Origin of the sequence: Salmonella sp. A29-2 (assembly GCF_020150755.1) — a bacterium.
In the GTDB taxonomy this organism is placed as follows: domain Bacteria; phylum Pseudomonadota; class Gammaproteobacteria; order Enterobacterales; family Enterobacteriaceae; genus Salmonella; species Salmonella enterica.
The window spans coordinates 689658-714745 of sequence record NZ_CP083731.1 but is presented as its reverse complement, the minus strand read 5'-3'; the positions used below and the strand labels follow the sequence as shown (position 1 = coordinate 714745).

Annotated in this window: 24 protein-coding genes; 11 read left to right on the top strand and 13 right to left on the bottom strand. The window is 53.4% G+C overall.

Annotated elements, in window-relative coordinates; all coding sequences use genetic code 11:
- Nucleotides 1-43: 43 nt before the first annotated feature.
- On the top strand, nucleotides 44-499 hold the full coding sequence (locus K8W53_RS03475; protein ID WP_000128242.1) for an HIT family protein: 456 nt from the start codon (nucleotides 44-46) through the stop codon (nucleotides 497-499).
- Nucleotides 500-656: 157 nt separating this feature from the next.
- Here K8W53_RS03475 and K8W53_RS03470 read toward each other — a convergent pair whose 3' ends face one another.
- Both K8W53_RS03470 and K8W53_RS03465 read right to left on the bottom strand, forming a co-directional pair.
- Complete coding sequence (locus tag K8W53_RS03470; RefSeq protein ID WP_000525384.1) at nucleotides 657-851, bottom strand: hypothetical protein; 195 nt, start codon at nucleotides 849-851, stop codon at nucleotides 657-659.
- Nucleotides 852-1053: 202 nt separating this feature from the next.
- Entirely contained in the window at nucleotides 1054-3225 is a 2172-nt protein-coding gene (locus K8W53_RS03465; RefSeq protein ID WP_023223859.1) for a YgiQ family radical SAM protein, read from the bottom strand.
- Between the two features lie 487 nt (nucleotides 3226-3712).
- Between K8W53_RS03465 and K8W53_RS03460 the strand changes: the two genes are divergently transcribed.
- The 3 genes from K8W53_RS03460 to K8W53_RS03450 are packed head-to-tail and all read left to right on the top strand — an operon-like array spanning nucleotide 3713 to nucleotide 6538.
- Nucleotides 3713-4696 (top strand): TRAP transporter substrate-binding protein, encoded by a 984-nt coding sequence (locus K8W53_RS03460; protein WP_000799370.1) that lies wholly within the window; start codon nucleotides 3713-3715, stop codon nucleotides 4694-4696.
- 41 nt (nucleotides 4697-4737) lie between these two features.
- Nucleotides 4738-5220: a TRAP transporter small permease gene (locus K8W53_RS03455; protein WP_001221828.1), complete on the top strand. Its 483-nt coding sequence runs from the start codon at nucleotides 4738-4740 to the stop codon at nucleotides 5218-5220.
- A 10-nt stretch (nucleotides 5221-5230) separates the two neighbouring features.
- Nucleotides 5231-6538: a TRAP transporter large permease gene (locus tag K8W53_RS03450; protein ID WP_000345259.1), complete on the top strand. Its 1308-nt coding sequence runs from the start codon at nucleotides 5231-5233 to the stop codon at nucleotides 6536-6538.
- Between the two features lie 44 nt (nucleotides 6539-6582).
- Here the strand turns inward: K8W53_RS03450 and ftsP are convergent, their stop codons facing one another.
- The 5 genes from ftsP to K8W53_RS03425 form a co-directional block, all read right to left on the bottom strand.
- Complete coding sequence (gene ftsP / locus K8W53_RS03445; protein WP_000010658.1) at nucleotides 6583-7995, bottom strand: cell division protein FtsP; 1413 nt, start codon at nucleotides 7993-7995, stop codon at nucleotides 6583-6585.
- Nucleotides 7996-8068: 73 nt separating this feature from the next.
- The gene (gene plsC, locus K8W53_RS03440) at nucleotides 8069-8806 is read right to left on the bottom strand and encodes a 1-acylglycerol-3-phosphate O-acyltransferase (protein ID WP_000965730.1); all 738 of its coding nucleotides are present in this window, start codon (nucleotides 8804-8806) and stop codon (nucleotides 8069-8071) included.
- A 256-nt stretch (nucleotides 8807-9062) separates the two neighbouring features.
- On the bottom strand, nucleotides 9063-11321 hold the full coding sequence (gene parC, locus K8W53_RS03435) for a DNA topoisomerase IV subunit A (protein ID WP_058654801.1): 2259 nt from the start codon (nucleotides 11319-11321) through the stop codon (nucleotides 9063-9065).
- Between the two features lie 110 nt (nucleotides 11322-11431).
- A complete protein-coding gene (locus tag K8W53_RS03430) occupies nucleotides 11432-12298 on the bottom strand; it encodes an AraC family transcriptional regulator (RefSeq protein ID WP_023202733.1) in 867 nt (288 codons plus the stop codon).
- Nucleotides 12299-12369: 71 nt separating this feature from the next.
- A complete protein-coding gene (locus K8W53_RS03425) occupies nucleotides 12370-12762 on the bottom strand; it encodes a YgiW/YdeI family stress tolerance OB fold protein (protein WP_000731552.1) in 393 nt (130 codons plus the stop codon).
- Between the two features lie 151 nt (nucleotides 12763-12913).
- Between K8W53_RS03425 and qseB the strand changes: the two genes are divergently transcribed.
- The 4 genes from qseB (at nucleotide 12914) to K8W53_RS03405 (ending at nucleotide 15953) form a co-directional block, all read left to right on the top strand.
- Entirely contained in the window at nucleotides 12914-13573 is a 660-nt protein-coding gene (qseB, locus tag K8W53_RS03420; protein ID WP_001221574.1) for a quorum sensing response regulator transcription factor QseB, read from the top strand.
- The gene (qseC, locus tag K8W53_RS03415; RefSeq protein ID WP_000779328.1) at nucleotides 13570-14919 is read left to right on the top strand and encodes a quorum sensing histidine kinase QseC; all 1350 of its coding nucleotides are present in this window, start codon (nucleotides 13570-13572) and stop codon (nucleotides 14917-14919) included. The genes qseB and qseC overlap by 4 nt, the downstream gene beginning before the upstream one ends.
- A 106-nt stretch (nucleotides 14920-15025) precedes the next feature.
- Nucleotides 15026-15607 (top strand): NAD(P)H-dependent oxidoreductase, encoded by a 582-nt coding sequence (locus K8W53_RS03410; RefSeq protein ID WP_000065416.1) that lies wholly within the window; start codon nucleotides 15026-15028, stop codon nucleotides 15605-15607.
- Between the two features lie 31 nt (nucleotides 15608-15638).
- Nucleotides 15639-15953: a putative quinol monooxygenase gene (locus K8W53_RS03405; RefSeq protein ID WP_000958587.1), complete on the top strand. Its 315-nt coding sequence runs from the start codon at nucleotides 15639-15641 to the stop codon at nucleotides 15951-15953.
- 124 nt (nucleotides 15954-16077) lie between these two features.
- Here K8W53_RS03405 and parE read toward each other — a convergent pair whose 3' ends face one another.
- From parE to nudF, 5 genes are read right to left on the bottom strand one after another with little or no spacing between them, the layout of a single operon-like run.
- Nucleotides 16078-17970 carry a DNA topoisomerase IV subunit B gene (gene parE / locus K8W53_RS03400; RefSeq protein ID WP_000195318.1) on the bottom strand — a complete coding sequence of 631 codons (1893 nt, stop codon included), beginning with the start codon at nucleotides 17968-17970 and terminating at the stop codon, nucleotides 16078-16080.
- 27 nt (nucleotides 17971-17997) lie between these two features.
- On the bottom strand, nucleotides 17998-18579 hold the full coding sequence (gene yqiA / locus K8W53_RS03395) for an esterase YqiA (RefSeq protein WP_000105725.1): 582 nt from the start codon (nucleotides 18577-18579) through the stop codon (nucleotides 17998-18000).
- Nucleotides 18579-19406 carry a 3',5'-cyclic-AMP phosphodiesterase gene (gene cpdA / locus K8W53_RS03390; protein WP_000444735.1) on the bottom strand — a complete coding sequence of 276 codons (828 nt, stop codon included), beginning with the start codon at nucleotides 19404-19406 and terminating at the stop codon, nucleotides 18579-18581. Before cpdA ends, yqiA begins: the two co-directional genes overlap by 1 nt.
- A 24-nt stretch (nucleotides 19407-19430) precedes the next feature.
- Nucleotides 19431-19853, bottom strand: a complete 423-nt coding sequence (locus K8W53_RS03385; protein ID WP_000833404.1) for a DUF1249 family protein — start codon at nucleotides 19851-19853, stop codon at nucleotides 19431-19433.
- The gene (nudF, locus tag K8W53_RS03380; protein ID WP_001231950.1) at nucleotides 19850-20482 is read right to left on the bottom strand and encodes an ADP-ribose diphosphatase; all 633 of its coding nucleotides are present in this window, start codon (nucleotides 20480-20482) and stop codon (nucleotides 19850-19852) included. The genes K8W53_RS03385 and nudF overlap by 4 nt, the downstream gene beginning before the upstream one ends.
- A 200-nt stretch (nucleotides 20483-20682) precedes the next feature.
- Between nudF and tolC the strand changes: the two genes are divergently transcribed.
- From tolC to K8W53_RS03365, 3 genes are all read left to right on the top strand, one after another.
- Nucleotides 20683-22158, top strand: a complete 1476-nt coding sequence (gene tolC / locus K8W53_RS03375) for an outer membrane channel protein TolC (RefSeq protein ID WP_072100461.1) — start codon at nucleotides 20683-20685, stop codon at nucleotides 22156-22158.
- A gap of 212 nt (nucleotides 22159-22370) precedes the next feature.
- Nucleotides 22371-23042, top strand: a complete 672-nt coding sequence (locus K8W53_RS03370) for a DUF1190 family protein (protein ID WP_000831528.1) — start codon at nucleotides 22371-22373, stop codon at nucleotides 23040-23042.
- A 5-nt stretch (nucleotides 23043-23047) separates the two neighbouring features.
- Entirely contained in the window at nucleotides 23048-24211 is a 1164-nt protein-coding gene (locus tag K8W53_RS03365; protein WP_000442833.1) for a glutathionylspermidine synthase family protein, read from the top strand.
- Nucleotides 24212-24272: 61 nt separating this feature from the next.
- Here K8W53_RS03365 and ygiD read toward each other — a convergent pair whose 3' ends face one another.
- Entirely contained in the window at nucleotides 24273-25061 is a 789-nt protein-coding gene (gene ygiD / locus K8W53_RS03360; RefSeq protein ID WP_001520560.1) for a 4,5-DOPA dioxygenase extradiol, read from the bottom strand.
- Between the last annotated feature and the right edge of the window lie 27 nt (nucleotides 25062-25088).

Genomic DNA, 25088 nt, shown 5'->3' with positions numbered 1-25088 from the left:
ACGCTTAACGCATCGATAAGCCCTCGGTTAACGGAGAAATGGAATGACCTGCATTTTCTGTCAAATAGTTGAAGGTAAAGCACCTTGTCATAAAGTTTGGGAAGATGAGCATCACCTGGCTTTTTTGTCGATTTTTCCGAATACCGATGGGTTTACCGTAGTGATCCCGAAAAAACATTACCCCAGCTACGCGTTCGATCTACCGCCGCAGGCGTTAGCGGACCTGATGCTGGCGACCCAAAAAGTGGCTAAGAAACTGGATAAGGCTTTCCCGGATGTCAGTCGTACGGGAATGTTCTTCGAAGGTTTCGGCGTAGACCATGTGCACAGTAAATTAAGCCCCATGCACGGTACTGGCGATTTAACCCACTGGAAACCGATTGAATCGCGGCAGAATAAATTTTTCGAACAGTATGAAGGATATCTGTCGTCGCACGATCATGAACGGGCTGATGATGAAAAACTGGCCGCGCTGGCGGCCAGAATTCGTGAGGCATAAATACGGAGCACTTCTGCCGGATGGCGGTGTAAGCACCTTATCCGGCCTACAAAACTGTGCTATTCATAGACCTGATAAGCGCAGCGCCATCAGGCATTATACCTTAGATTATATACTTCTTATCTATTTTAATATATCAACCCTGGTAGGTTAAATATTACGGCGCATGGCTAAATATTTCGTACAAAAACCATCCAGGAATAGCGGCAATAACACCCATTAAAATTATCCCTGCAAGAGTCATTTGCCTGTCTTCACGTTTTTCCATACTACATGCTTTAATAGCCATTATGAATATAACAACAGCTATTATAGCAATTACGATAAAACAGGGAATAATAATCATACCCATGATATCCCCTCCTCTGGGGCTGTATACAAGCATCATGCCTTAATCATTAAGGTAATATATAATTAATTTATACAATCAATAATATTTAAATAAAATATAAAGCTCCCCGTAATTTAGCAATTACTAAAGACCGACACAATATATTTAGATGTCTGTTACTTCCAAAAACATTAGCTTCCAGAAGCAACAGATTCAAAGGTAATTAACGCCCCGCGCTTTTCCCGCGCTTCTTATTCGCAGCGAGCCCCTGCCGCTGATGTTCCACCGGCGTATGCTTGGTCAACGCCGGGCGCGTGTTGCGGATCTGGCGACGCGCTTCGCGCATCTCTTCAATGGTCGGCGCAGGCACCAGACACTCACGGCGACCGCCAATCAAATGCTTTTTCCCCATTGCTTCCAGCGCCTGGCGAATCAGCGGCCAGTTCGCCGGATCGTGATAACGCAGCAGCGCCTTATGCAGGCGACGTTGCCTGTCTCCCTTCGGCACCACCACATCTTCACTCTTATAACCAATTTTACCCAGCGGGTTTTTGCCGGTGTAATACATGGTGGTCGAATTCGCCAACGGCGACGGGTAGAAGTTCTGCACCTGATCCAGACGGAAGCGGTGGCGCTTGAGCCACAGCGCCAGATTCACCATATCCTCGTCCCGCGTGCCCGGATGCGCGGAGATAAAATACGGGATCAGATACTGCTCTTTTCCGGCCTGTTTAGAGTAAAGGTCAAATAACTCTTTAAAGCGATCGTAGCTACCCATACCCGGCTTCATCATTTTCGACAGCGGACCTTCTTCAGTATGCTCCGGCGCAATCTTCAGATAGCCGCCCACATGATGGCTTGCCAGCTCTTTAATATAGCGAGGATCTTCTACGGCGATGTCGTAGCGCACGCCGGAGGCAATTAAGATTTTCTTAATGCCTTTCAGCTCACGGGCGCGGCGATAAAGATTGATCGTTGGCGTATGGTCAGTATCCATATGCGGACAGATATCCGGATAGACACATGACAGGCGACGACAGGTCTGCTCCGCACGCGGCGACTTACAGCGCAGCATATACATGTTCGCGGTAGGACCGCCCAGATCGGAGATCACGCCGGTAAACCCCGGCACCGTGTCGCGGATCGCTTCGATCTCGTTGATAATAGAGTCTTCCGAGCGGCTCTGAATGATGCGCCCTTCATGTTCAGTGATCGAGCAGAAAGAGCAGCCGCCAAAGCAGCCACGCATGATATTGATCGAGAAGCGGATCATCTCATAGGCCGGAATACGGGCATTGCCGTAAGCCGGGTGCGGCACACGCTGATACGGCAGCGCAAACACGCTATCCATCTCTTCAGTGGAGAGCGGTATGGCGGGCGGATTGATCCAGACATAGCGGTCGCCGTGTTTTTGCATCAGCGCCCGCGCGCAGCCAGGGTTAGTTTCGTGATGCAGAATACGCGACGCATGGGCGTACAGCACCTTGTCGCCTTTCACCTTTTCAAAGGATGGCAGCAGGATATAGGTTTTTTCCCACGGCTTCGGACGCGGCGGCTGCACGGTAATCGCTTTAGCTTCTTGCTTTTTCGGCGCGACCGGCTTGTTATCCGCGCACGGCAGATCCTCGCCATAGGGATGGGGAATTGGATCGATTTTACCCGGCGTGTCCAGACGAGTGGAGTCGACGCCGCTCCAGCCTGGCAGCGCTTCTTTAACCATAATCGCAGTGTTACGCACGTCGCGAATCTGATCGATGGTTTCGCCCATTGCCAGACGGTGCGCCACTTCCACCAGCGGACGCTCGCCGTTGCCAAACATCAGCATGTCGGCTTTGGAATCGACTAACACTGAACGACGCACAGTATCAGACCAGTAGTCGTAATGCGCGGTACGGCGCAGACTGGCCTCAATGCCGCCGAGGATCACCGGGACATCTTTCCACGCTTCTTTGCAACGCTGGGTATAGACCAGCGTGGCGCGGTCCGGGCGTTTGCCCGCGACGTTGTCCGGGGTGTAGGCGTCGTCATGGCGCAGCTTACGGTCGGCGGTGTAGCGGTTGATCATCGAGTCCATGTTGCCGGCGGTGACGCCGAAGAACAGGTTCGGTTTTCCCAGACGCATAAAGTCGTCTTTGCTGTTCCAGTCCGGCTGGGCGATGATCCCCACGCGGAAGCCCTGCGCTTCCAGCATACGACCGCAAATCGCCATGCCGAAGCTCGGATGGTCGACGTAAGCGTCGCCGGTTACCAGAATAATGTCGCAGCTATCCCAGCCAAGTTGATCCATCTCGTCACGTGACATCGGCAAAAACGGCGCCGGCCCAAAGCAGGCGGCCCAGTACTGCGGCCAGGAGAAAAGGTCGCGATCCGGTTGGATCAGGGAGATAGCGCTCATATTGCTTCCAAAACGATTGGCAAAAAAATAATCAAAGGTCGGGGATTATAAGCCGTATCTATAGCGAAAATGAAGGAGATTATCGCCTTATATGCAGGGCTGGCGCGAAATAGAAACAACTTTCAACGGCCTGGCCTGAGGTGTTTGAAATTGGTCTTATGAATATCTTCAAATTGGTATGCAATTAATTATACCCACGTCTAAAAACGCAGTATCGTCATAACAACAAAAAGTAAAAAAACATCACATTATCAGCAATATATAAAAAAACTTCGCTGAATTGCTCACGACACTGTTTTTACCATGACTTTCTTCTGTGAACCAGATCTCTTTCTTTGGTCTATTGATTAAATTAAATTGGCTGACAGAATTCAGGGGATAAAGAACACCATCACCACGCCTTTCCCCAACGCAATACCTTACGTATCAGCAGGTTATTAATTAATCAACGATAACCACAGGAATCCCAACCTATAAGGAAGCAGATATGAAAAACACACGTTCATTCACAACATCAGCGGTATTACTGGCCGGCTGTTTGCTACTGGCATTTCCAGCGCTCGCCAAAACCACGCTGAAACTAAGCCACAATCAGGATAAAAGCCACGCCGTTCACAAAGCGATGAGCTATCTGGCCGACAAAGCGAAAGCCTATTCGGACGGCGAATTAAATATTCGTATTTACCCCAACGCCACGCTGGGCAACGAACGTGAATCGCTGGAATTGATGAACTCCGGCGCTCTGCAAATGGTGAAAGTCAATGCGGCATCGCTGGAGTCTTTTGCGCCGGAATATAGCGTGTTTAGCCTGCCGTTTTTATTCCGTGACCGCGATCACTACTACAACGTACTGAAAAGCGACTTAGGGAAACGCATTCTCGCGTCCTCCGAAAGCAAAGGCTTCGTCGGCTTAACCTGGTACGACGGCGGCGCCCGCAGTTTTTACGCCAGTAAGCCCATCACTCAACCCGACGATTTAGCCGGTATGAAAATCAGAGTGCAGCAAAGCCCCAGCGCTATCGCGATGGTGAAAGCGCTCGGCGGCGTGCCGACGCCGATGGCGCAAGGCGAACTCTATACCGCGCTCCAGCAAGGCGTGGTCGATGGCGGCGAAAACAACCCCGTGGTTTATGCCGATATGCGTCATGCGGAGGTGGCGAAATTCTATTCCCGCGACGAGCACACGATGGTGCCGGATGTCCTGGTCATCAGTACCAAAGTACTTAACAAATTGAGCGATAAAGAGCGGAAAGCGTTATATAAAGCCGCAGATGAATCCATGCAGCAAATGAAAGACGTCATCTGGCCCGCCGCGGAAAAAGAGGCTTATGAGAGCATGAAGGCCATGAACGCGACCGTTGTTGATATCGATAAATCCGCGTTCAAACAGCGTGTTAAGCCCTTGTTTGATGAGTTCCGCGCAAAAGACGCTCAGTCAGCGAAGGATCTGGAATACATCGAGAATATGTAAATCTGCCGGGCAGGGGTCTCCTGCCCTTTACAGGATGTAATATGCGAATACTCACCAATGCACTGAACAAAATACTGGCCGGGTGCTGCTGTATTATTCTGGCGGTCATGGTTGCCTGCGTATCCTGGCAGGTGGCGGCGCGCTTTATATTCAACGCGCCAAGCAGCACGCTCGACGAATTCACCCAGATTCTTTTTATGTGGATGATTCTGTTAGGCGGCGTCTATACCGCCGGATTAAAAAAACATTTAGCTATCGATTTGTTAGCGCAAAAACTCTCCCGAACGCCCGCCCTCGTGCTCGACAGTATCATTCAGGTGATTATTACCGTGTTCGCACTGATTTTTATGGTGTACGGCGGTGATATTATTGTTGAAAAAGCGGCGCACGTCAGCCAAATGTCCCCGGTATTAAAATGGCCTATGGATAAAGTCTATTGGGTCATGCCGATTAGCGGCGTCATCCTGGTGTACTACACCATTGTGAACGTTATTGATAATTATCATCAGCGCCATCTTCGCTAACGAGGGATATATGGACTTTGAATATATTTACCCAATAATTGTTTTATTTGGCAGTTTTGCCATTATGCTGGCGGTCGGCGTTCCTATTACATTCGCTATCGGGCTGTCGTCCTTATTCTCAATCCTGATAGCCCTTCCCCCGGATGCGGCAATCTCGGTTATTTCACAAAAAATGACCGTCGGTCTCGATGGCTTTACGCTGCTGGCGATCCCCTTTTTTGTGTTAGCCGGCAATATCATGAATACCGGGGGAATCGCCCGGCGCCTGGTGAATCTGGCTCAGGCGTTAGTTGGCCGCCTTCCCGGTTCGCTGGCGCACTGCAATATTCTGGCGAACACCCTGTTTGGTGCGATATCCGGCTCGGCTGTCGCTTCTGCGGCCGCGGTGGGCGGCATCATGTCGCCATTACAGGAAAAAGAGGGCTACTCTCCGGCGTTCTCTACGGCGATCAACGTCGCTTCGGCGCCGATTGGCCTGATGATCCCGCCCAGCAACGTGCTAATTGTCTATTCGCTGGCTAGCGGCGGCACCTCTGTCGCCGCCCTGTTTTTGGCGGGCTACCTGCCCGGCATCTTAACCGCGCTGGCTTTAATGACGGTAGCGGCGCTGTATGCCCATCGCCACCATTACCCGGTTGCCGAACGCATCAACCTGCGGCAGTTTCTGTCGGTATTCCGCGATTCGTTGCCCAGCCTGTTGCTGATATTTATTATTATCGGCGGCATTATCGGCGGCGTATTTACGCCAACAGAGGCCTCTGCGATCGCGGTAATCTATAGCCTGGCGCTGGCGGCCATTTATCGAGAAATTAATGTGAGTAAGTTGCGCGATATTCTGCTGGATTCGGTAGTAACCAGCTCTATTGTTCTCTTACTGGTCGGCTGCTCAATGGGAATGTCATGGGCGATGACCAATGCTGATGTTCCTGAACTGATTAATGAAATGATTACCAGCGTGTCCGAAAATAAATGGGTCATCTTGCTGATTATCAATCTCATTTTGTTATTCGTCGGGACGTTTATGGATATTACCCCGGCTATTCTAATCTTTACGCCTATTTTCCTTCCCATTGCTCAACATCTGGGAATCGACCCTGTCCATTTTGGCATTATTATGGTTTTCAATTTAACCATCGGACTGTGTACGCCCCCGGTAGGCACTATTTTGTTCGTCGGTTGCAGTATCGGCAAAATCAGTATTGATAAAGTCGTCAAACCGCTATTACCGATGTTTCTGGCACTCTTTGTGGTCATGGCGATGATTTGCTACTTCCCGCAGTTGAGTCTGCTGCTTCCCACGCTGTTTGCTCCTTCCTGAAAACCCTGACGGGTCTGCGCTATTCAGACCCGTACTCGGACGCTTTACGACGCCGGATTCACCAGCATTTGTCCAATCGAGCCGCGGTCAGCCATTTCCAGCGTCTGGCTGTTGAAATAGAACGGGAAGTGCGGCCAGGACGGCTGACCGTAATAGACCAGCAGTTCGACTTGCCCATCCACCCAGACGGTATCTTTCCAGCCTCTATCTTCCGGGAACGGCATAGCGCCGTTGACGTTACGAATCAGGAAAGAGACGCCCTCAATATGGAACGACTGCGGCATATCGGCGCGTACCGTCCAGCGCTCCCAGGTGCCTTGTTGGGCGGTAATATCAATGCGATTCACATCCCACAGTTGGCCGTTAATCCCCGGATCGTCGCCAAGACTGATGTCCCGACTGCGGACAGGCGCGCCGCTCATGATCTCCGTCGGCAACAGACGCATCGGAAGATTATCGGTCACCAGCGGCAGCAATCCGGTTGGTCGTAACGTCAGCACCAGGGTAGAAACCAGAATACTGGAAGGCTCAAAGAAACCGCGAATCCGATCGACTATACTGGCCGCCTCCCCGCAGGTGATCGAGACTTCGTCGCCGTTGGTCATATCAACCAGGATTTCACGTCGCTCGCCGGGCGCCAGTGACAACTGTTTGACGGAAACCGGCGCAGGTAAAAAGCCCTGATCGCCTGAAATCACATGCAGCGCCCGGCCATCGCTCATCTGAAGCTGATAGCGCCGCGAGTTCGAGGCGTTCAACAACCGTAACCGCACCCAGCCGCGGGACACTTCGACATAGGGGCTTTGCGCGCCGTTCACCAGCAGCGTATCGCCGACAAAACCACCGCTTCCCGGTTCGCTGTACTCCGGCGTCCCAAAGTTATCCAGCCGTTTATCCTGGATAATGACGGGAAAATCATCCACGCCGTAATGGTTCGGAATGGGCAGCGTTTTACTGATGTCGTCTTCGACCAGCCACATTCCTGCCAGGCCGTTATACACCTGCTGCGCGGTGCGGTTAGGCGTGTTAGCGTGATACCACAGCGTGGCGGCGCTCTGACGAATCGGCAACACTGGCGCCCAGTCCGCGTTCGGCGACATCATACGCGCCGGGCCCCCCATCAGCGGCCCCGGCACCAGTAAACCAGCAACCGTCATGGAGACATTTTCCGCCAGGCGGTTGCTATAGATGAGTTTAACGTCATCGCCTTTCCAGACGCGGATTGTCGGCCCCAGATAACGACCGTTCACTCCCCAGACCGGCGCGCGCGTGCCTTGCGTAAAGGACCAGTGCGCTCGCTGTAGCGTCATAAACAACGGCTGCCCACGACGGGACTCCAGCAACGGCGGAACAGGCAACGGCTGTTGCTGACCGGCAGCATTCGCCCTGAGGGGAATCGCGCCTGCACATAGTGCGATTCCCGATGCCTGAAGAAACTGACGCCGACTGAATGACATATAAGCTCCATGTAAAACAGGCTAAAGAGTTGTGCCTGAAAAAATGATTTCTACAATAACAGAGTAAGGCTGCTTAAACCTTACCGGTCGCTTCACGTTCCGCAACCTCTTTATCAAGTTCCGCGATTTTTTGCTCCATTAACGCACGGCAGTGGGCCGCCAGCTCGCGAACCTGATCTTTACCATATTCGCTGACGTCGACTGGCGGCAGCATTTCCACAATAACCAGTCCGTTGTTCAGGCGGTTTAGATTGACTTTGTTAGAGGTGTTGGAAACGCAGACAGGAATGATCGGCACACCAGCCGCGATAGCCGCATGAAACGCGCCGGTTTTAAACGGCAGCAGGCCGCGTCCCCGGCTACGCGTACCTTCAGGGAACATCCAGATAGAAATACGGCGCTTTTTAAAATGGTTAACCACTGCCGCAATGGTGCTATGCGCTTTGGCGCGGTTATTACGGTCAATCAACAGATTACCGGTCAGCCAGTACAGTTGCCCAAAAAACGGGATCCAAAGCAGGCTTTTTTTCCCCACCGTCACCGTTGGCGGCTGCACAATATTCGCCGCCGTGACCATATCATAATTATTCTGGTGGTTAGCAATATAGATAGCATTGCCATAGTTTTCCGCGTCGGCGGGTTTGCGGCACTCAACTTTCAGGCCAAACAGCGGGGCCAGACGGCCGAACATATGCCCAAACGTCGCCACGTGTTTTGGGTTACGTGGGCTGAAAAGGCAGTAAATAGAACCGAAAACACAGACCAGAATGGAGTAAATAACGGTAACAATAAGACGAAAAATATATAGCATAACAACCTCTGAAGGCCTAAGAGCCCGGCATTCTACGTCACCTGAAATTCAGGTTAGGATTTTGGTAAGTGTGGCTCTCTGGAAAAACGTATTGTTAATCGCAATGCACGAATAAACAACGGTTTTACGGGAAATTTTAATGTTAATCCGATCTGAAACCGTAGGCCGGATAAGACGCTACTGCGTCGTCATCCGGCAACGGCAGAGCGCCGGATGGCGGCTTAAATGCCTTGTCCGGCCTACGGGTGCCCCTGTCTTACTCTTCGCTGTCGCCATGACTTACGCGATGCGGTGAATCAATCTCAATGCGATCGATACGCTGCAGGCCGCGCATTAATGTGCCACGGCGTCCGCGTTCGCCGACCACTTTCTGTAACTCTTCAGGGCGCAGTTTGATTTTGCGCTTCCCGACATGGATAGTCAGAGTGCTTTGTGGCGGCAGCACGTACAGGTGCGCCAGTCCATCATCGCCTTTCGCCGCTTCCGCAGAGGGGATATTAATGATCTTATTCCCTTTGCCTTTCGACAGCTGCGGCAGAGAGTCAACCGGGAACATCAACATCCGTCCGGCCTGGGTAATCGCCAGCAGCATATCGTGCTCGTCTTCAATCACCAGCGGCGGCATGACGTGCGCATTTTCCGGCAGTGTAATCAACGCTTTACCGGCACGGTTACGGGCAACCAGATCGTTAAACGTACAAACGAAGCCGTAGCCCGCATCCGACGCCATCAACAGTTTCTGGTCATCGCCTTCCATCAGCATATGCTCTACGGTCGCCCCCGGCGGCAGCGTGAGTTTGCCGGTCAGCGGTTCGCCCTGCCCGCGCGCCGACGGAAGCGTAATGGGATCAATAGCATAGCTGCGACCGGTGGTATCAATAAACACCACCGGTTGATTGCTCTTACCTTTCACCGCGGCTTTAAAGCTGTCGCCCGCTTTATAGTTAAGCCCCGGCGCATCAATATCATGACCTTTGGCGCTGCGCACCCAGCCCATCTGCGACAGCACGATAGTCACCGGTTCGGACGGCAGCATATCGTGTTCGCTCATCGCTTTAGCTTCTTCGCGCTCACGCAGCGGAGAACGGCGATCGTCGCCATAGGCATCGGAATCTGCCTGTAGCTCTTTTTTCAGCAAGGTATTCATTTTGCGTTCGGACGCGAGAATGCCCTGCAACTGGTCCCGCTCTTTTTCCAGCTCGTCCTGCTCACCGCGAATTTTCATCTCTTCCAGTTTGGCGAGATGACGCAGTTTCAGTTCGAGGATCGCTTCCGCCTGGGTTTCGCTGATGCCGAAACGCGACATCAGCGCGGGTTTCGGCTCATCCTCGTTACGGATAATCTCAATCACTTCGTCGATGTTGAGAAACGCCACCAGCAAACCTTCGAGGATATGCAGGCGCTTGAGAACCTTCTCCAGACGATAGTTGAGGCGACGGCGCACCGTGTCGCGGCGGAACGCCAGCCACTCGGTGAGGATCTCCAGCAGGTTTTTCACCGCCGGACGACCATCCAGACCGATCATGTTCAGGTTAATACGGTAGCTTTTTTCCAGATCGGTGGTGGCGAACAGATGGTTCATCACCTGTTCCATATCCACACGGTTGGAGCGTGGCACAATCACTAAACGCGTCGGGTTTTCGTGATCCGATTCATCGCGCAGATCGTCCACCATCGGCAGTTTTTTATTACGCATCTGCGCAGCAATCTGCTCCAGCACTTTCGCGCCAGAGACCTGATGCGGCAGCGCGGAAATTACCACGGCGCCGTCTTCTTTGGTCCATACCGCGCGCATACGCACGGAGCCCCGCCCGTTTTCGTAAATTTTACGAATTTCCGCACGTGGGGTAATGATCTCCGCTTCGGTCGGGTAATCCGGCCCCTGGACGATATCCAGCAACTGATCCAGCGTCGTTTTCGGCTGCTCAATCAGCGTAATCGCCGCTTTCGCCACTTCGCGCAGGTTGTGCGGCGGGATATCTGTTGCCATGCCCACCGCAATACCGGTGGTGCCGTTCAGCAGGATGTTCGGCAGACGCGCCGGTAACATTTTCGGTTCCTGCATCGTGCCGTCGAAGTTTGGCACCCAGTCCGCCGTCCCCTGACCGAGTTCGCTTAACAGCAGCTCGGCATATTTGGACAGGCGAGATTCGGTATAACGCATTGCCGCGAATGACTTCGGATCATCCGGCGCGCCCCAGTTCCCCTGGCCATCGACCAGCGGGTAACGGTAAGAGAACGGCTGCGCCATCAGCACCATGGCTTCATAGCAGGCGATGTCGCCGTGCGGATGATACTTACCCAGTACGTCACCGACGGTACGGGCGGATTTTTTAAATTTAGCGCTGGCGTTCAGCCCCAGCTCTGACATCGCATAGACGATGCGGCGCTGTACCGGCTTCAGGCCGTCGCCAATAAACGGCAACGCACGATCCATGATCACGTACATGGAGTAGTTTAAGTAGGCGTTTTCCGTAAATTCATGTAGCGCAAGGCGCTCTGCCATATCGCTCATTAACAGGGGATCCTCAATCTGCATGCTGACCGTTCGGACGGCAATATTGCCGCAGATAATACCCTATCTCACGGTCTGAGTCACAAACCGTGAGCCAGGTGACGAGGAAGTTAACGAAGCGGCAGATAGATATCCGTCAGCAGCTCATGTTCCGCCACCTCATGGACGAAATTCAGGTACTGGAAGAAGACCGGAAAATCGCGCAGCGTCTCGCCGCTGGCCGGTAGCCATTCGCGGAATAAATACCACACGCTCTCCGGGAGGCTGTCGAGCGATCCCTGATGGCGTACCACCGCGCAGCGCCCGCCAGGAATCTCGCTATTCACCACGCCAACGTCATTTTCGGCTATCGGCTGGTGGACGCTGCCGCAGATATCAAAGCGGAATTGATCCGGCGGCGTCGTCTGCGGGTCGTGCCAGGCAATACCAAAAGTTTGACTGCTGGCAATCGGCGACTGGCCCGTTTCGCGCCGCCATGCAATAAATTTCGCCGCGCTGGCGTTGACCTTATCCGGATGCCCCAGATGCGTCAGCATCGCGACGCGGGTAGGTGGAAATTCAACAATTTTTACGTCCATGACATGCTGCTCCTGTAACGCAAGTTTAGGAACGCGTTGGTGCCAGGCCAGCCAGTCCGGCGATTGCCGAAACCGGCACGGGCTTTGACCAAACGCGGTTTTGAAAGCACGTGTGAACGACTCCGGATTCTGAAATCCAGCATCCAGCGCGATATCGATAACTTTATCTTGCGGATTAAACGCCAGCCGCCATGACGCCCGGCGCAAACGCAGCCACTGGATATAGCGATAGAGCGGAAGCCCGCTCCAGACGGTAAACTGCCGGTGAAAATGAAACGGCGAGCTGTGCGCCATCCGGCTTAACGCCTCAAGCGACAGAGGCTCATCCAGATGACGCTCAATGTGGTCGCAAACGCGCCGCAGACGTTCGGAATAAGCCGCGCTGATCAGGTCATTCATCACTGCCTCCTTGTGGCCTATTCTGCCCACCGGGCGGCTGTGAATCCTGACCGATCTTGCGCAATGTGGGATTACGGATTCACTTTACGAATCTGTTTTACGTCGATTTCGACAGAGTTCCAGTCTTTATCCACTTCACCCTGAATTTCAACGGTATCCTGCGGGGTTACGGTCAGGCCGTTCCAGCGCTTGTGGTCAATATCCACATTGATAGTACCGGTCGCATCTTTAAACACATACAGGTCGTCGGAAATGCGCTCGACGATATTCCCGCGCAGCGTTACCCACGCATCGTCACGCAGCGATTTAGCGCTCTCTACCGTCGTGCTGCTGCCGTTCGGGCCGACAAATCCGCCGCCTTGCGTTTGCGTCGCCGACGGGCCGGAGAAACCGCCCTGCTGAGCCGCCAGAACCGGGGTAGAACACAGTGCCATAACGGCAACGATTGCAGCTAATTTTTTCATGATTACTTTTCCCTTTCATGTCGTTTCAGATCCATTTAATAAGGTAATCCTTAACAACTTCTTAAGGCAAAAAAAGAATCTTTTTTTCTGTACATCGCCTGCGGCGACAAGGTTAACTGACGGTAACGCGAGTTACCGCAAGGAAGAACAGATGCGAATTTTACTGGTAGAAGATGACACACTTATTGGCGATGGCATAAAAGCGGGCCTGAGTAAAATGGGTTTCAGCGTCGACTGGTTTACCGAGGGACGTCCGGGCAAAGAGGCGCTTTACAGCGCGCCTTATGATGCGGTTATTTTAGATTTGACGCTGCCAGGCATGGACGGACGGGATATTTTGCGCGAATGGCGCGAAAAGGGTAAACAGGAACCGGTACTGATCCTGACGGCGCGTGACGCGTTAGCAGAGCGCGTCGAGGGGCTACGTCTGGGCGCCGATGACTATTTATGTAAACCTTTCGCGCTCATTGAGGTCGCCGCCCGTCTGGAGGCGCTGGTACGCCGCGCCAGCGGTCAGGCCAGTAGCGAATTGCGCCACGGCCAGGTGACGCTCAATCCAGGCAATCTCGTCGCGACGCTTGCCGGCGAACCGCTGGCCTTAAAACCAAAAGAGTTCGCGTTGCTGGAACTCTTACTGCGCAACAAAGGTCGCGTGCTGCCGCGCAAGCTTATTGAAGAGAAGCTGTATAACTGGGATGACGACGTGTCCAGCAATGCAGTGGAAGTCCATGTTCATCATTTACGCCGCAAGCTCGGCAGCGAATTTATTCGCACCGTACACGGCATCGGCTACACCCTGGGTGACGCATGAAATTGACGCAACGTCTCAGCCTGCGCGTCAGGCTGACGCTTATTTTCCTGATTCTGGTCTCCATCACCTGGGCAATCTCCAGTTTTGTGGCCTGGAGAAAGACGACGGATAATGTCGACGAGCTGTTTGACACACAGTTGATGTTGTTCGCCAGACGGCTTAGCACCCTCGATCTTAACGAGATCAACGCCCCGCAGCGCATGGCGCATACGCCAAAGAAATTAAAACATGGGCATATCGATGACGATGCGCTGGCGTTCGCCATCTTTTCCGCTGACGGCAAAATGTTGCTGCATGATGGCGACAACGGCCAGGATATTCCGTATCGCTATCGCCGGGAAGGTTTCGACAATGGCTATCTGAAGGATGACAACGACCTCTGGCGTTTTTTGTGGTTGAACTCGGCGGACGGCAAGTATCGTATCGTCGTCGGTCAGGAGTGGGATTACCGCGAAGATATGGCGCTGGCGATCGTAGCGGCGCAATTAACGCCGTGGCTGATCGCCCTTCCCTTCATGCTGCTGATTTTATTGCTCCTGCTTCACCGCGAGCTCAGACCGTTGAAAAAACTGGCGCAGGCGCTACGCTTCCGGTCGCCGGAATCGGAAACGCCGCTCGACGCCAAAGGCGTACCGAGCGAGGTTCGCCCACTGGTCGAAGCGCTTAATCAGCTTTTTAGCCGCATCCACTCCATGATGGTGCGCGAACGGCGATTTACCTCCGACGCCGCCCATGAATTGCGCAGCCCGCTGGCCGCGCTGAAAGTACAAACCGAGGTGGCGCAGCTCTCGGGCGACGATCCGCTATCGCGTGATAAAGCGCTGACCCAGCTCCATGCGGGGATCGATCGCGCCACGCGGCTGGTCGATCAGCTACTGACGTTATCGCGTCTCGACTCGCTCAATAATTTGCAGGATGTAGCGGAGATTTCGCTGGAAGAGCTGCTGCAGTCCGCGGTAATGGATATTTATCATCCGGCGCAGCAGGCGAATATCGACGTGCGTTTACAGCTTAACGCCCATGACGTCATACGTACCGGTCAGCCGCTACTCTTAAGCCTGTTAGTACGTAACCTGCTGGATAATGCGATTCGCTACAGTCCGCAGGGCAGCGTCGTCGACGTTACCTTACATGCCCGCAGCTTCACCGTCAGAGATAATGGCCCCGGCGTAGCGCCAGAGATTCTGACGCATATCGGCGAGCGTTTTTACCGCCCGCCAGGCCAAAGTGTGACCGGCAGCGGTCTGGGATTATCAATCGTCCGTCGCATCGCTACGCTGCACGGCATGACGGTGTCGTTTGGCAACGCCGCGGAAGGTGGATTTGAGGCCGTAGTAAGTTGGTAACAGAGACTTTTGCCAAAAACGCAAAAGACTTTGCACATTTTGCTAATTTCACCGCACCGCCCGTCAGCGTAGAATCAGCAGCAAACGCATTTCTTGAGGACACAAAATGAGTAACATCCTGATTATCAACGGGGCGAAAAAATTCGCGCACTCCAACGGCCAGTTGAATGACACCCTGACCGAAGTTGCCGATGGGCTTCTGCGCGATCTGGGTCATCAGGTTAAGATCGTCCGCGCCGACAGCGACTATGACATTAAAGAAGAGGTGCAGAATTTCGTCTGGGCTGACGTGGTGATTTGGCAGATGCCAGGCTGGTGGATGGGCGCGCCATGGACAGTAAAAAAATATATGGATGATGTCTTTACCGAAGGTCACGGCACGCTCTATGCCAGCGATGGCCGCACGCGTTCCGATGCCGCTAAAAAGTACGGTTCCGGCGGTCTGGTGCAGGGGAAAAAATATATGCTGTCACTGACGTGGAACGCGCCGATGGAAGCATTTACCGAAAAAGATCAATTTTTCCACGGCGTAGGCGTAGATGGCGTCTATCTGCCATTCCATAAAGCCAACCAGTTCCTGGGCATGGACGCGCTGCCAACGTTTATTGCCAACGACGTGATTAAAATGCCGGATGTTCCGCGCTATACCGCAGAATATCGCAAGCATCTGAGCGAAATTTTTGCTTAACTGGTCATCCTGGAATTAGAAGGAGTTAACCATGCTTACCGTCATTGCCGAAATTCGCACACGTCCGGGCCAACATCACCGTCAGGCCGTCCTCGACCAGTTTGCGAAAATTATTCCAACCGTTCTTAAAGAAGAGGGGTGCCACGGTTACGCACCGATGGTGGATCATGCCGCGGGCGTGAGTTTTCAGACTCTGGCGCCTGACTCGATCGTGATGATTGAACAGTGGGAAAGCGTTGCGCACCTTGAGGCGCATCTGCAAACCCCGCATATGAAAGCCTATAGCGACGCGGTAAAAGACGATGTGCTGGAAATGAATATTCGTATTCTGGAATCCGGCGTTTAAGTTATTACCCTCGTCTGACGTCGCCCTGATGCGATGCGCAAGTGTCGCCATCAGGCTGCGGCGTCATGTCGGATTCGCTTATCCGGCCTGCGCCGCGCAGACCGGATAAAGTGTGCAACAACCGTTACACGTCGAGATCCGCGAGATCGCCTTTTTCCTGTAGCCAGTTGCGTCGATCTTCAGAACGTTTCTTCGCCAGCAGCATATCCATCATCGCGTTAGTACGCTGATCGTCTTCATCGCTAATGGTGAGCTGCACCAGGCGGCGAGTATTCGGATCAAGCGTGGTTTCGCGTAACTGCATCGGGTTCATTTCTCCCAGGCCTTTGAAACGCTGTACGTTCGGCTTGCCTTTCTTACGCTTCAGTTGTTCCAGTACGCCCGCCTTCTCTTCTTCCGTCAGCGCGTAATAGACCTCTTTACCCAAATCGATACGGTATAGCGGCGGCAGCGCGACGTAGACATGACCATTCTTCACCAGCGCGCGGAAATGTCTGACAAACAGCGCGCAAAGCAGAGTAGCGATATGCAAACCATCGGAGTCCGCATCCGCCAGGATACAGATCTTGCCGTAGCGCAGCTGACTCAGATCGTCGCTGTCCGGATCGATACCGATCGCCACGGAAATATCATGCACCTCTTGCGAGGCCAGCACTTCATCGGAAGAGACCTCCCAGGTGTTAAGGATCTTACCTTTGAGCGGCATGATCGCCTGATATTCGCGATCGCGCGCCTGCTTGGCGGAACCGCCTGCCGAATCCCCTTCCACAAGGAACAGCTCGGTCCGATTAAGATCCTGCGCGGTACAGTCCGCCAGTTTCCCCGGCAACGCCGGACCGCTGGTGAGCTTTTTGCGCACCACTTTTTTTGCGGCGCGCAGTCGCCGCTGCGCGCTGGCAATCGCCATCTCTGCCAGTTGTTCCGCCGCCTGCACGTTCTGGTTCAGCCACAGGCTGAAAGCATCTTTCACCACGCCGGAAACAAATGCCGCACATTGACGCGACGACAGACGCTCTTTGGTCTGCCCGGCAAATTGCGGGTCCTGCATTTTCACGGAGAGCACATAAGCGCAGCGATCCCAGATATCTTCCGCCGACAGTTTGACGCCGCGCGGCAGAATATTGCGGTATTCGCAAAATTCGCGCATCGCGTCGAGCAGGCCCTGGCGCAGACCGTTGACGTGCGTCCCCCCCTGCATGGTCGGGATCAGGTTGACGTAGCTTTCCGTCAGTAATTCGCCGCCTTCCGGCAGCCACAATAGCGCCCAGTCAACCGCTTCCGTTTCACCGTTAAAATTACCGATAAACGGCTTTTCCGGCAGCGTCGGCAGGCCGTTTACCGCTTCGCCCAGATAGTCGTTCAGACCATCCTGGTAGCACCAGCGCTGCTCGCTGTTATTCACTTCATCTTTAAAAGTGATTTCCACACCGGGACACAGCACCGCTTTTGCTTTCAGAACGTGCATTAAGCGAGAGACAGAAAAACGCGGGCTGTCGAAGAAACTTTCGTCCGGCCAGAAATGCACGCTGGTGCCAGTATTACGTTTACCGCAGGTGCCGACAACCTGCAAATCCTGCACTTTTTCGCCGTTTTCAAACGCGATGTTATAGACCTGACCGTCGCGGCGCACGGTCACTTCCACGCGCTTTGACAGGGCATTCACTACCGAAATCCCCACCCCATGCAGACCACCAGAGAACTGATAGTTCTTATTGGAGAATTTACCGCCGGCATGAAGTCGACAGAGGATCAGTTCTACCGCCGGAACCCCCTCTTCCGGATGGATATCCACCGGCATCCCGCGTCCGTCGTCAATCACTTCCAGCGATTGATCGGCATGTAAAATGACATCCACGCGTTTGGCGTGACCTGCCAGTGCTTCATCCACACTATTATCAATCACTTCCTGACCCAAATGGTTGGGGCGGGTCGTATCGGTGTACATCCCCGGGCGGCGGCGTACCGGCTCAAGCCCAGTGAGTACCTCAATGGCATCAGCGTTATAAGTTTGCGTCATGGTTTAATTAGCAATTCGAATTGATTGTCAGCAACTGTGCAGTCCAAGAAAATCGACAATCTGGTTGAAATAATCTTCGAAGCCCGTGAATGCGTGATTACCCCCCTCGGTCACTGTCTGACGGCAGGAGGCGTAATATGCCACCGCCTGGCGGTAATCCAGCACTTCATCGCCCGTCTGTTGCAGTAGCCAGATCAGGTCCGGCGCTTCCAGCGGGTCAATCTGCATGACTTTAAGATCATAAATATGGCGAGACTCTAGCACATATTGCTGCCCGGTGTAGGGGTTCTCGTTCTGACCGAGATAGTCGGTTAGTAATTCAAAGGGCCGCACGGCGGGATTCACCACCACAGCCGGCAGCATAAAACATTGCGACAGCCAGGTGGCGTAATAACCACCCAGCGACGATCCTACCAGCCCTAATGGCGCACCGCCATGCTCAAGCACGAGAGACTCCAGCAACTCCGCCGCATCGGCAGGATACGGCGGTAGTTGAGGGACGATCATCTCAACATGCGGATGACGCTCCGCCAGCCAGTTTTTTAGCTGGCACGCTTTTGCCGAGCGAGGGGAACTGTTGAATCCGTGCAAATAGAGAAGCGTAGACATCAGTATCCTTCCGAAGCGGTATCGGGTCGGAACCGGGTATCCTGCAGGCGATGCACTTCCGTCTCCAGGACGCCGTTCGCCCGGAGCTCCAGCGTACGCCAGCCCGGCGCGATAGTATCCAGCGTAAAGTTCGCGCAGTGCGGTTTGAACTGTACGCAGGTTGACGGCGACGCCAGCAGACGCCGTCCGTTCCAGTCGAGATCCAGCTCCTGGTGAATATGTCCGCATAGCAGATACTTTACACGCGGGAAATTCGCCAGCACGCTATCCAGCTCACCAGCATTACGCAAGCTGTGCTGATCCAGCCAACTGCACCCTGCCGGCAACGGATGGTGGTGCAACAGGAGCAATGTCTGTCTCTCTGGCGCATCGGCGAGCTTACGCTCAAGCCATTCCAGTTGGAACTCGCTCAGTTCGCCATGCGGAACGCCAAACACCTGGCTATCCAGCAACAAAATCTGCCATTGTTCACCGATTAACACGCGTTTAGCCGGGGAAATCCCCGCCTCTTGCAGCGCGCTGTACATTGCCGGCTGAAAATCATGATTGCCCGGTAGCCAAACGCAAGGCGCGCGAAAGCTTGCGATACCCTCAGCAAAATGCTGATAAGCCGCAGCGGATTGATCCTGCGCCAGATCGCCGGTGGCCACGATCAGATCATATTCATACTGTTGCGCCCGAATAGCCTCCAGCACGGCCTGGTAACTTTCCCAGGTATTGACGCCTAACAGCGTTTCATGCTTTTCGGCAAACAGGTGAGTATCTGTAATTTGTAAAATCCTGACTCGGGCCTCACCAGCCAGAGGTAGGGTTAACAGGCTTTCCAAATGGTGTCCTTAGGTTTCACGACGCTAATAAACCGGAATCGCCATCGCTCCATGTGCTAAACAGAATCGTAGCCAGTCGGCCAGAAACTGATTAATTTGATGCTTTTCGTCGCGTTGATGCAACTTTTTATTTGGATAATCATACCGCGCTTTGAAGCGAAAGATCTGCTGGCTTGAACACACTTCAGCCACCATCGCATCATGGTAGAGGCGCACCGTCAGCGACGGCAGGCTCCAGTAGGTGATGGCTGGCGCCGTTTGCTCGATCGTTACAAGCGTAGTGTATCGGGTCGATTCCACAATCGTTAACCGATATTGTACGTTGCCCACCTGATAGCTCACCGTTTCACCGGGGGCGTCATTGCGCGGCAGCAGGCGGCGCAATTGCGAAAAATTGGTTTCGCACAAACGCATCATTTCTGGGAAGTCAGGTGTATAACGCTTCATTTTTTCCACTCGTTTTTTAACTCTTGATGATGCAACTGAAGCCATTGCAAAGCGATGACTGCGGCTGCGTTGTCGATTTTCCCCTCTTCTACCCACTGGTATGCCTGTTCCCGGCTTACCACATGAACCCGAATATCTTCGTTTTCATCCGCCAGACCATGAATACCTGCCGCGGTCGTGGCGTCCACTTCACCCACCAGAATAGATGAGCGCTCGCTGGTTCCTCCTGGGCTCGCCAGGTAACTGATGACCGGTCGGGTGCGGCCTACGGTCAGCCCCGCTTCTTCCATCGCCTCCCGCCGGGCGACCGCCTCAATGGTTTCGCCTTCTTCTATCATGCCGGCGACCATCTCCAGCAGCCACGGCGTAACGCTTGTGTCATACGCGGCAATACGAATCTGTTCGACCAGCACCACCTCGTCACGTTCAGGGTCAAAGGGTAGCAAGACGGCGGCGTGCCCGCGCTCAAAAATTTCGCGCTTTACCTCGCCACTCATTTCTCCGTTGAATAAACGATGGCGGAATCGATACACATCCAATGAAAAAAAACCGCGATAGCGCGTTTCCCGTGCAATAATTTCTACATCGCTTTTGGTGAAAGTAACTGGCAAGTTGTCTGATTTACGCATTGTGCTGCCCTGCTAGCAATAATGATTAAATGATGAATTTCAAGGGTGGTTGACTGCTGTTTTATCACCCTTGTGGTAAATTGGTGCCAATTAAGGCTCGTATGGCACGTAACGCCAACTTTTTGCAGTGGCGGATTCTGCTAGAATCAGCAATTATTTTTACAAATTGATCAGCGCTAAATACTGCTTCACAACAAGGAATGCAAATGAAGAAATTGCTCCCCATCCTTATCGGCCTGAGCCTGTCGGGGTTCAGCACACTAAGCCAGGCAGAGAACCTGATGCAAGTTTATCAGCAAGCACGCCTGAGCAACCCGGAATTGCGTAAATCCGCTGCCGATCGCGATGCTGCATTCGAAAAAATTAACGAAGCGCGTAGTCCTTTACTGCCGCAACTGGGTTTAGGTGCCGACTACACCTACAGCAACGGTTATCGCGATGCGAACGGTATCAACTCCAATGAAACCAGCGCTTCCCTGCAATTAACGCAGACGCTATTTGATATGTCGAAATGGCGTGGGCTCACCCTGCAAGAAAAAGCAGCAGGCATTCAGGATGTCACCTATCAGACCGATCAGCAGACGCTGATCCTCAATACCGCGAACGCGTATTTTAAGGTATTGAACGCTATTGATGTGCTTTCCTATACCCAGGCGCAAAAAGAGGCTATCTACCGTCAGTTAGATCAAACGACGCAACGTTTTAACGTGGGTCTGGTCGCCATTACCGACGTGCAAAACGCCCGTGCGCAATATGATACCGTACTGGCGAATGAAGTGACCGCCCGCAACAACCTGGATAACGCGGTAGAAGAGCTGCGCCAGGTAACCGGCAATTATTACCCGGAGCTGGCGTCGCTTAACGTCGAACATTTTAAAACCGACAAGCCTAAAGCTGTTAATGCGCTGCTGAAGGAAGCGGAAAACCGTAACCTGTCGCTGTTGCAGGCGCGTTTAAGTCAGGATCTGGCGCGCGAGCAAATCCGTCAGGCGCAGGATGGCCATCTGCCGACGCTGAATTTAACGGCCTCAACCGGCATTTCTGATACCTCTTATAGCGGTTCTAAAACCAACTCCACCCAGTACGACGATAGCAACATGGGGCAGAATAAAATCGGCCTGAACTTCTCCCTGCCGCTGTATCAAGGCGGGATGGTTAACTCGCAGGTAAAACAGGCGCAGTATAACTTCGTCGGCGCAAGCGAACAGCTGGAAAGCGCGCACCGTAGCGTGGTGCAGACCGTACGTTCTTCCTTTAACAATATTAACGCCTCCATCAGCAGCATCAACGCGTATAAACAGGCAGTCGTTTCCGCGCAAAGTTCTTTGGATGCAATGGAAGCCGGTTACTCGGTCGGTACACGTACCATTGTTGACGTACTGGATGCCACCACCACTCTGTATGATGCCAAGCAGCAACTGGCCAACGCGCGTTATACCTATTTGATTAATCAGTTAAATATCAAATATGCGCTCGGTACGCTGAACGAGCAGGATCTGCTCGCGCTTAACAGTACGTTGGGTAAACCTATCCCGACGTCGCCGGAAAGCGTAGCGCCGGAAACGCCAGAGCAGGATGCTGCCGCAGACGGTTATAATGCTCATAGCGCCGCGCCGGCAGTACAGCCGACCGCCGCTCGCGCCAACAGCAATAACGGCAATCCATTCCGGCATTGATAAGTTATTCGCTGGCGCTGCGTTTATCAGACCTATGCCCTTGTAGGTCTGGTAAGCGCGGCGCTACCTGTCATAAAGCCGCGCCTGAACGTAAGACAACGTAAAGATCCTGCTATTCCGCCGCATTCTCGCCTTTTCTCGCTTCAATTTCGACCAGTCATCCTCTATTCTGAACGCATGTTGTATTTACCACTGGGTCCTGGAAGACAAATATGAAACGGACAAAATCCATCCATCACGCATCATTTCGCAAAAGCTGGAGCGCGCGGCATTTAACGCCGGTCGCCCTGGCGGTTACGGCTGTTTTTATGCTGGCTGGCTGTGAAAAAAGCGATGAAACCGTATCGCTGTATCAAAACGCTGATGACTGTTCAGCGGCGAATCCGGGCAAAAGCGCGGAGTGTACAACCGCGTATAACAATGCGCTGAAAGAGGCCGAACGTACTGCGCCTAAGTACGCTACACGCGAAGATTGCGTCGCTGAGTTTGGCGAAGGCCAGTGCCAGCAAGCGCCCGCACAGGCTGGCATGGCGCCGGAAAATCAGGCGCAGGCCCAACAATCCAGCGGCAGTTTCTGGATGCCGCTTATGGCAGGTTACATGATGGGGCGTCTGATGGGCGGCGGCGCAGGCTTTGCGCAACAGCCGCTGTTTAGCTCGAAAAACCCGGCCAGCCCTGCATACGGCAAATATACCGATGCGGCAGGTAAAAACTACGGCGCGGCGCAACCGGGCCGGACAATGACCGTACCGAAAACCGCGATGGCGCCGAAACCTGCCACCACAACAACCGTTACCCGCGGCGGTTTTGGCGAATCCGTCGCCAAACAGAGCACCATGCAGCGTAGCGCTGCCGGTACTTCAACACGTTCGATGGGCGGCTGATACGCATGGAAAGAGTCAGTATTACCGAGCGCCCGGACTGGCGCGATAAAGCGACTGAATACGGGTTTAATTTTCACACTATGTATGGTGAACCGTACTGGTGTGAAGACGCTTATTACAAGTTAACGCTCGCCCAGGTGGAAAAACTGGAAGACGTTACCGCCGAGTTGCACCAGATGTGCCTCAAGGTAGTAGAACGCGTCATCGCCAGCGATGAGCTGATGACGAAGTTTCGTATTCCAAAACATACCTGGGGTTTTGTTCGCCAGTCCTGGCAAACGCAACAACCGTCGCTCTATTCCCGCCTCGATCTGGCCTGGGACGGCATCGGCGAGCCTAAGCTGCTCGAAAATAATGCCGACACGCCAACGTCGCTGTATGAAGCGGCGTTTTTCCAGTGGATTTGGCTGGAAGATCAGATCAACGCGGGCAATCTGCCGGAAGGCAGCGATCAGTTTAATAGCCTGCAGGAAAAGCTGATTGAACGCTTTGCTGAACTTCGCGAGCAGTACGGTTTTCAGTTGCTGCATCTCACCTGCTGTCGCGATACGGTTGAGGATCGCGGCACCATTCAGTATTTACAGGACTGCGCGGCCGAAGCGGAAATCGCCACCGAATTTCTCTATATCGACGATATTGGTCTGGGGGAAAAAGGCCAATTTACGGATCTGCAGGATCAGGTCATTGCGAACCTGTTCAAGCTCTATCCGTGGGAATTTATGCTGCGCGAGATGTTTTCCACCAAGCTGGAAGATGCCGGCGTGCGCTGGCTGGAACCGGCCTGGAAAAGCATTATCTCCAATAAAGCGTTGTTGCCGCTGTTGTGGGAGATGTTCCCGGACCATCCGAATCTGTTGCCTGCGTATTTCGCCGAAGACGAACATCCGCCAATGGATAAATATGTCGTGAAACCGATCTTCTCCCGCGAAGGGGCGAACGTATCGATTATTGAGAACGGTAAAACGATCGAATCCGTGGAAGGCCCGTATGGCGAAGAGGGTATGATCGTGCAACAGTTCTATCCGCTGCCAAAATTCGGCGACAGTTACACCCTGATTGGTAGCTGGCTGATTAACGATCAGCCCGCCGGAATTGGTATCCGTGAAGATCGGGCGCTGATCACCCAGGATCTCTCCCGCTTCTATCCACATATTTTTGTCGAAGGATAGATTCTCCTGTAAGCCCGATGCGCGTAGCGCCATCGGGCAATCATTCAGCGCCTTATCCGGCCTACCCCACCTGCACCGACAACATACTTATACTGCCCATCTCAATACCGTCGACCGGGATGGTGATAGGTTCCTTCCCGTCCCAGGCGCCAAGTACATACAGCAAAGGCAAAAAGTGCTCCGGCGTCGGGTTCGATAAGGCCCCCCCTTCATGTTGCAGATAATTCACCAGCGGGTGCTGTTCTACCGGCCCCTGCCACGTCAGATTGGCTTTCACAAAGTCATTAAATGACGCCGCCCAGGGATACGGTATATTGTCACCGTGCCAACGCACAGTCCGCAGGTTATGAACCACATTCCCGCTGGCCACCAGCATCACACCTTCGTCACGCAGCGTCGCCAGTTTACGGCCCACCTCAAAATGCCATGCCGCCGGTTTGGTACTATCAACACTAAGCTGCACCATCGGAATATCCGCATTCGGGTACATCTTGATCAATACGCCCCAGGAGCCGTGATCAAATCCCCACGCTTCTTTATCGAGCGCGACGGGAACGGGAGCCAACAGTTCAACCAGACGCTGCGCCAGCGCAGGCGATCCCGGGGCCGGATAATGCGTGTCATACAGCGCCTGCGGAAAACCGCCAAAATCATGGAGAGTTTGCGGCCTTTCCATCGCTGTGACGCCCGTCCCACGGGTATACCAGTGCGCCGACACCACCACTATCGCCTGTGGTCGCGGCAGGGCTTCCCCCAATCGCCGCCAGGCGCGGGTATAATCGTTATCGTCCAGCACGTTCATCGGGCTGCCATGCCCCAAAAACAATGCTGGCATACACGTTAAAGACATGATGTTATCCTTACAGGAAAGACATTT

Excerpts from the sequence above, each read along its gene's own strand:
- K8W53_RS03365 (WP_000442833.1), top strand. The coding sequence starts at position 23,048 with ATGGAAAGAGTCAGTATTACCGAGCGCCCGGACTGGCGCGATAAAGCG.
- ftsP (WP_000010658.1), bottom strand. The coding sequence starts at position 7,995 with ATGTCATTCAGTCGGCGTCAGTTTCTTCAGGCATCGGGAATCGCACTA.
- parC (WP_058654801.1), bottom strand. The coding sequence starts at position 11,321 with ATGAGCGATATGGCAGAGCGCCTTGCGCTACATGAATTTACGGAAAAC.
- K8W53_RS03475 (WP_000128242.1), top strand. The coding sequence starts at position 44 with ATGACCTGCATTTTCTGTCAAATAGTTGAAGGTAAAGCACCTTGTCAT.
- parE (WP_000195318.1), bottom strand. The coding sequence starts at position 17,970 with ATGACGCAAACTTATAACGCTGATGCCATTGAGGTACTCACTGGGCTT.
- K8W53_RS03465 (WP_023223859.1), bottom strand. The coding sequence starts at position 3,225 with ATGAGCGCTATCTCCCTGATCCAACCGGATCGCGACCTTTTCTCCTGG.
- K8W53_RS03385 (WP_000833404.1), bottom strand. The coding sequence starts at position 19,853 with ATGAAGCGTTATACACCTGACTTCCCAGAAATGATGCGTTTGTGCGAA.
- yqiA (WP_000105725.1), bottom strand. The coding sequence starts at position 18,579 with ATGTCTACGCTTCTCTATTTGCACGGATTCAACAGTTCCCCTCGCTCG.
- ygiD (WP_001520560.1), bottom strand. The coding sequence starts at position 25,061 with ATGTCTTTAACGTGTATGCCAGCATTGTTTTTGGGGCATGGCAGCCCG.
- K8W53_RS03405 (WP_000958587.1), top strand. The coding sequence starts at position 15,639 with ATGCTTACCGTCATTGCCGAAATTCGCACACGTCCGGGCCAACATCAC.
- K8W53_RS03370 (WP_000831528.1), top strand. The coding sequence starts at position 22,371 with ATGAAACGGACAAAATCCATCCATCACGCATCATTTCGCAAAAGCTGG.
- nudF (WP_001231950.1), bottom strand. The coding sequence starts at position 20,482 with ATGCGTAAATCAGACAACTTGCCAGTTACTTTCACCAAAAGCGATGTA.
- K8W53_RS03460 (WP_000799370.1), top strand. The coding sequence starts at position 3,713 with ATGAAAAACACACGTTCATTCACAACATCAGCGGTATTACTGGCCGGC.
- K8W53_RS03450 (WP_000345259.1), top strand. The coding sequence starts at position 5,231 with ATGGACTTTGAATATATTTACCCAATAATTGTTTTATTTGGCAGTTTT.
- K8W53_RS03455 (WP_001221828.1), top strand. The coding sequence starts at position 4,738 with ATGCGAATACTCACCAATGCACTGAACAAAATACTGGCCGGGTGCTGC.
- plsC (WP_000965730.1), bottom strand. The coding sequence starts at position 8,806 with ATGCTATATATTTTTCGTCTTATTGTTACCGTTATTTACTCCATTCTG.
- qseC (WP_000779328.1), top strand. The coding sequence starts at position 13,570 with ATGAAATTGACGCAACGTCTCAGCCTGCGCGTCAGGCTGACGCTTATT.
- tolC (WP_072100461.1), top strand. The coding sequence starts at position 20,683 with ATGCAAATGAAGAAATTGCTCCCCATCCTTATCGGCCTGAGCCTGTCG.
- K8W53_RS03430 (WP_023202733.1), bottom strand. The coding sequence starts at position 12,298 with ATGAATGACCTGATCAGCGCGGCTTATTCCGAACGTCTGCGGCGCGTT.
- K8W53_RS03470 (WP_000525384.1), bottom strand. The coding sequence starts at position 851 with ATGGGTATGATTATTATTCCCTGTTTTATCGTAATTGCTATAATAGCT.
- K8W53_RS03410 (WP_000065416.1), top strand. The coding sequence starts at position 15,026 with ATGAGTAACATCCTGATTATCAACGGGGCGAAAAAATTCGCGCACTCC.
- K8W53_RS03425 (WP_000731552.1), bottom strand. The coding sequence starts at position 12,762 with ATGAAAAAATTAGCTGCAATCGTTGCCGTTATGGCACTGTGTTCTACC.
- qseB (WP_001221574.1), top strand. The coding sequence starts at position 12,914 with ATGCGAATTTTACTGGTAGAAGATGACACACTTATTGGCGATGGCATA.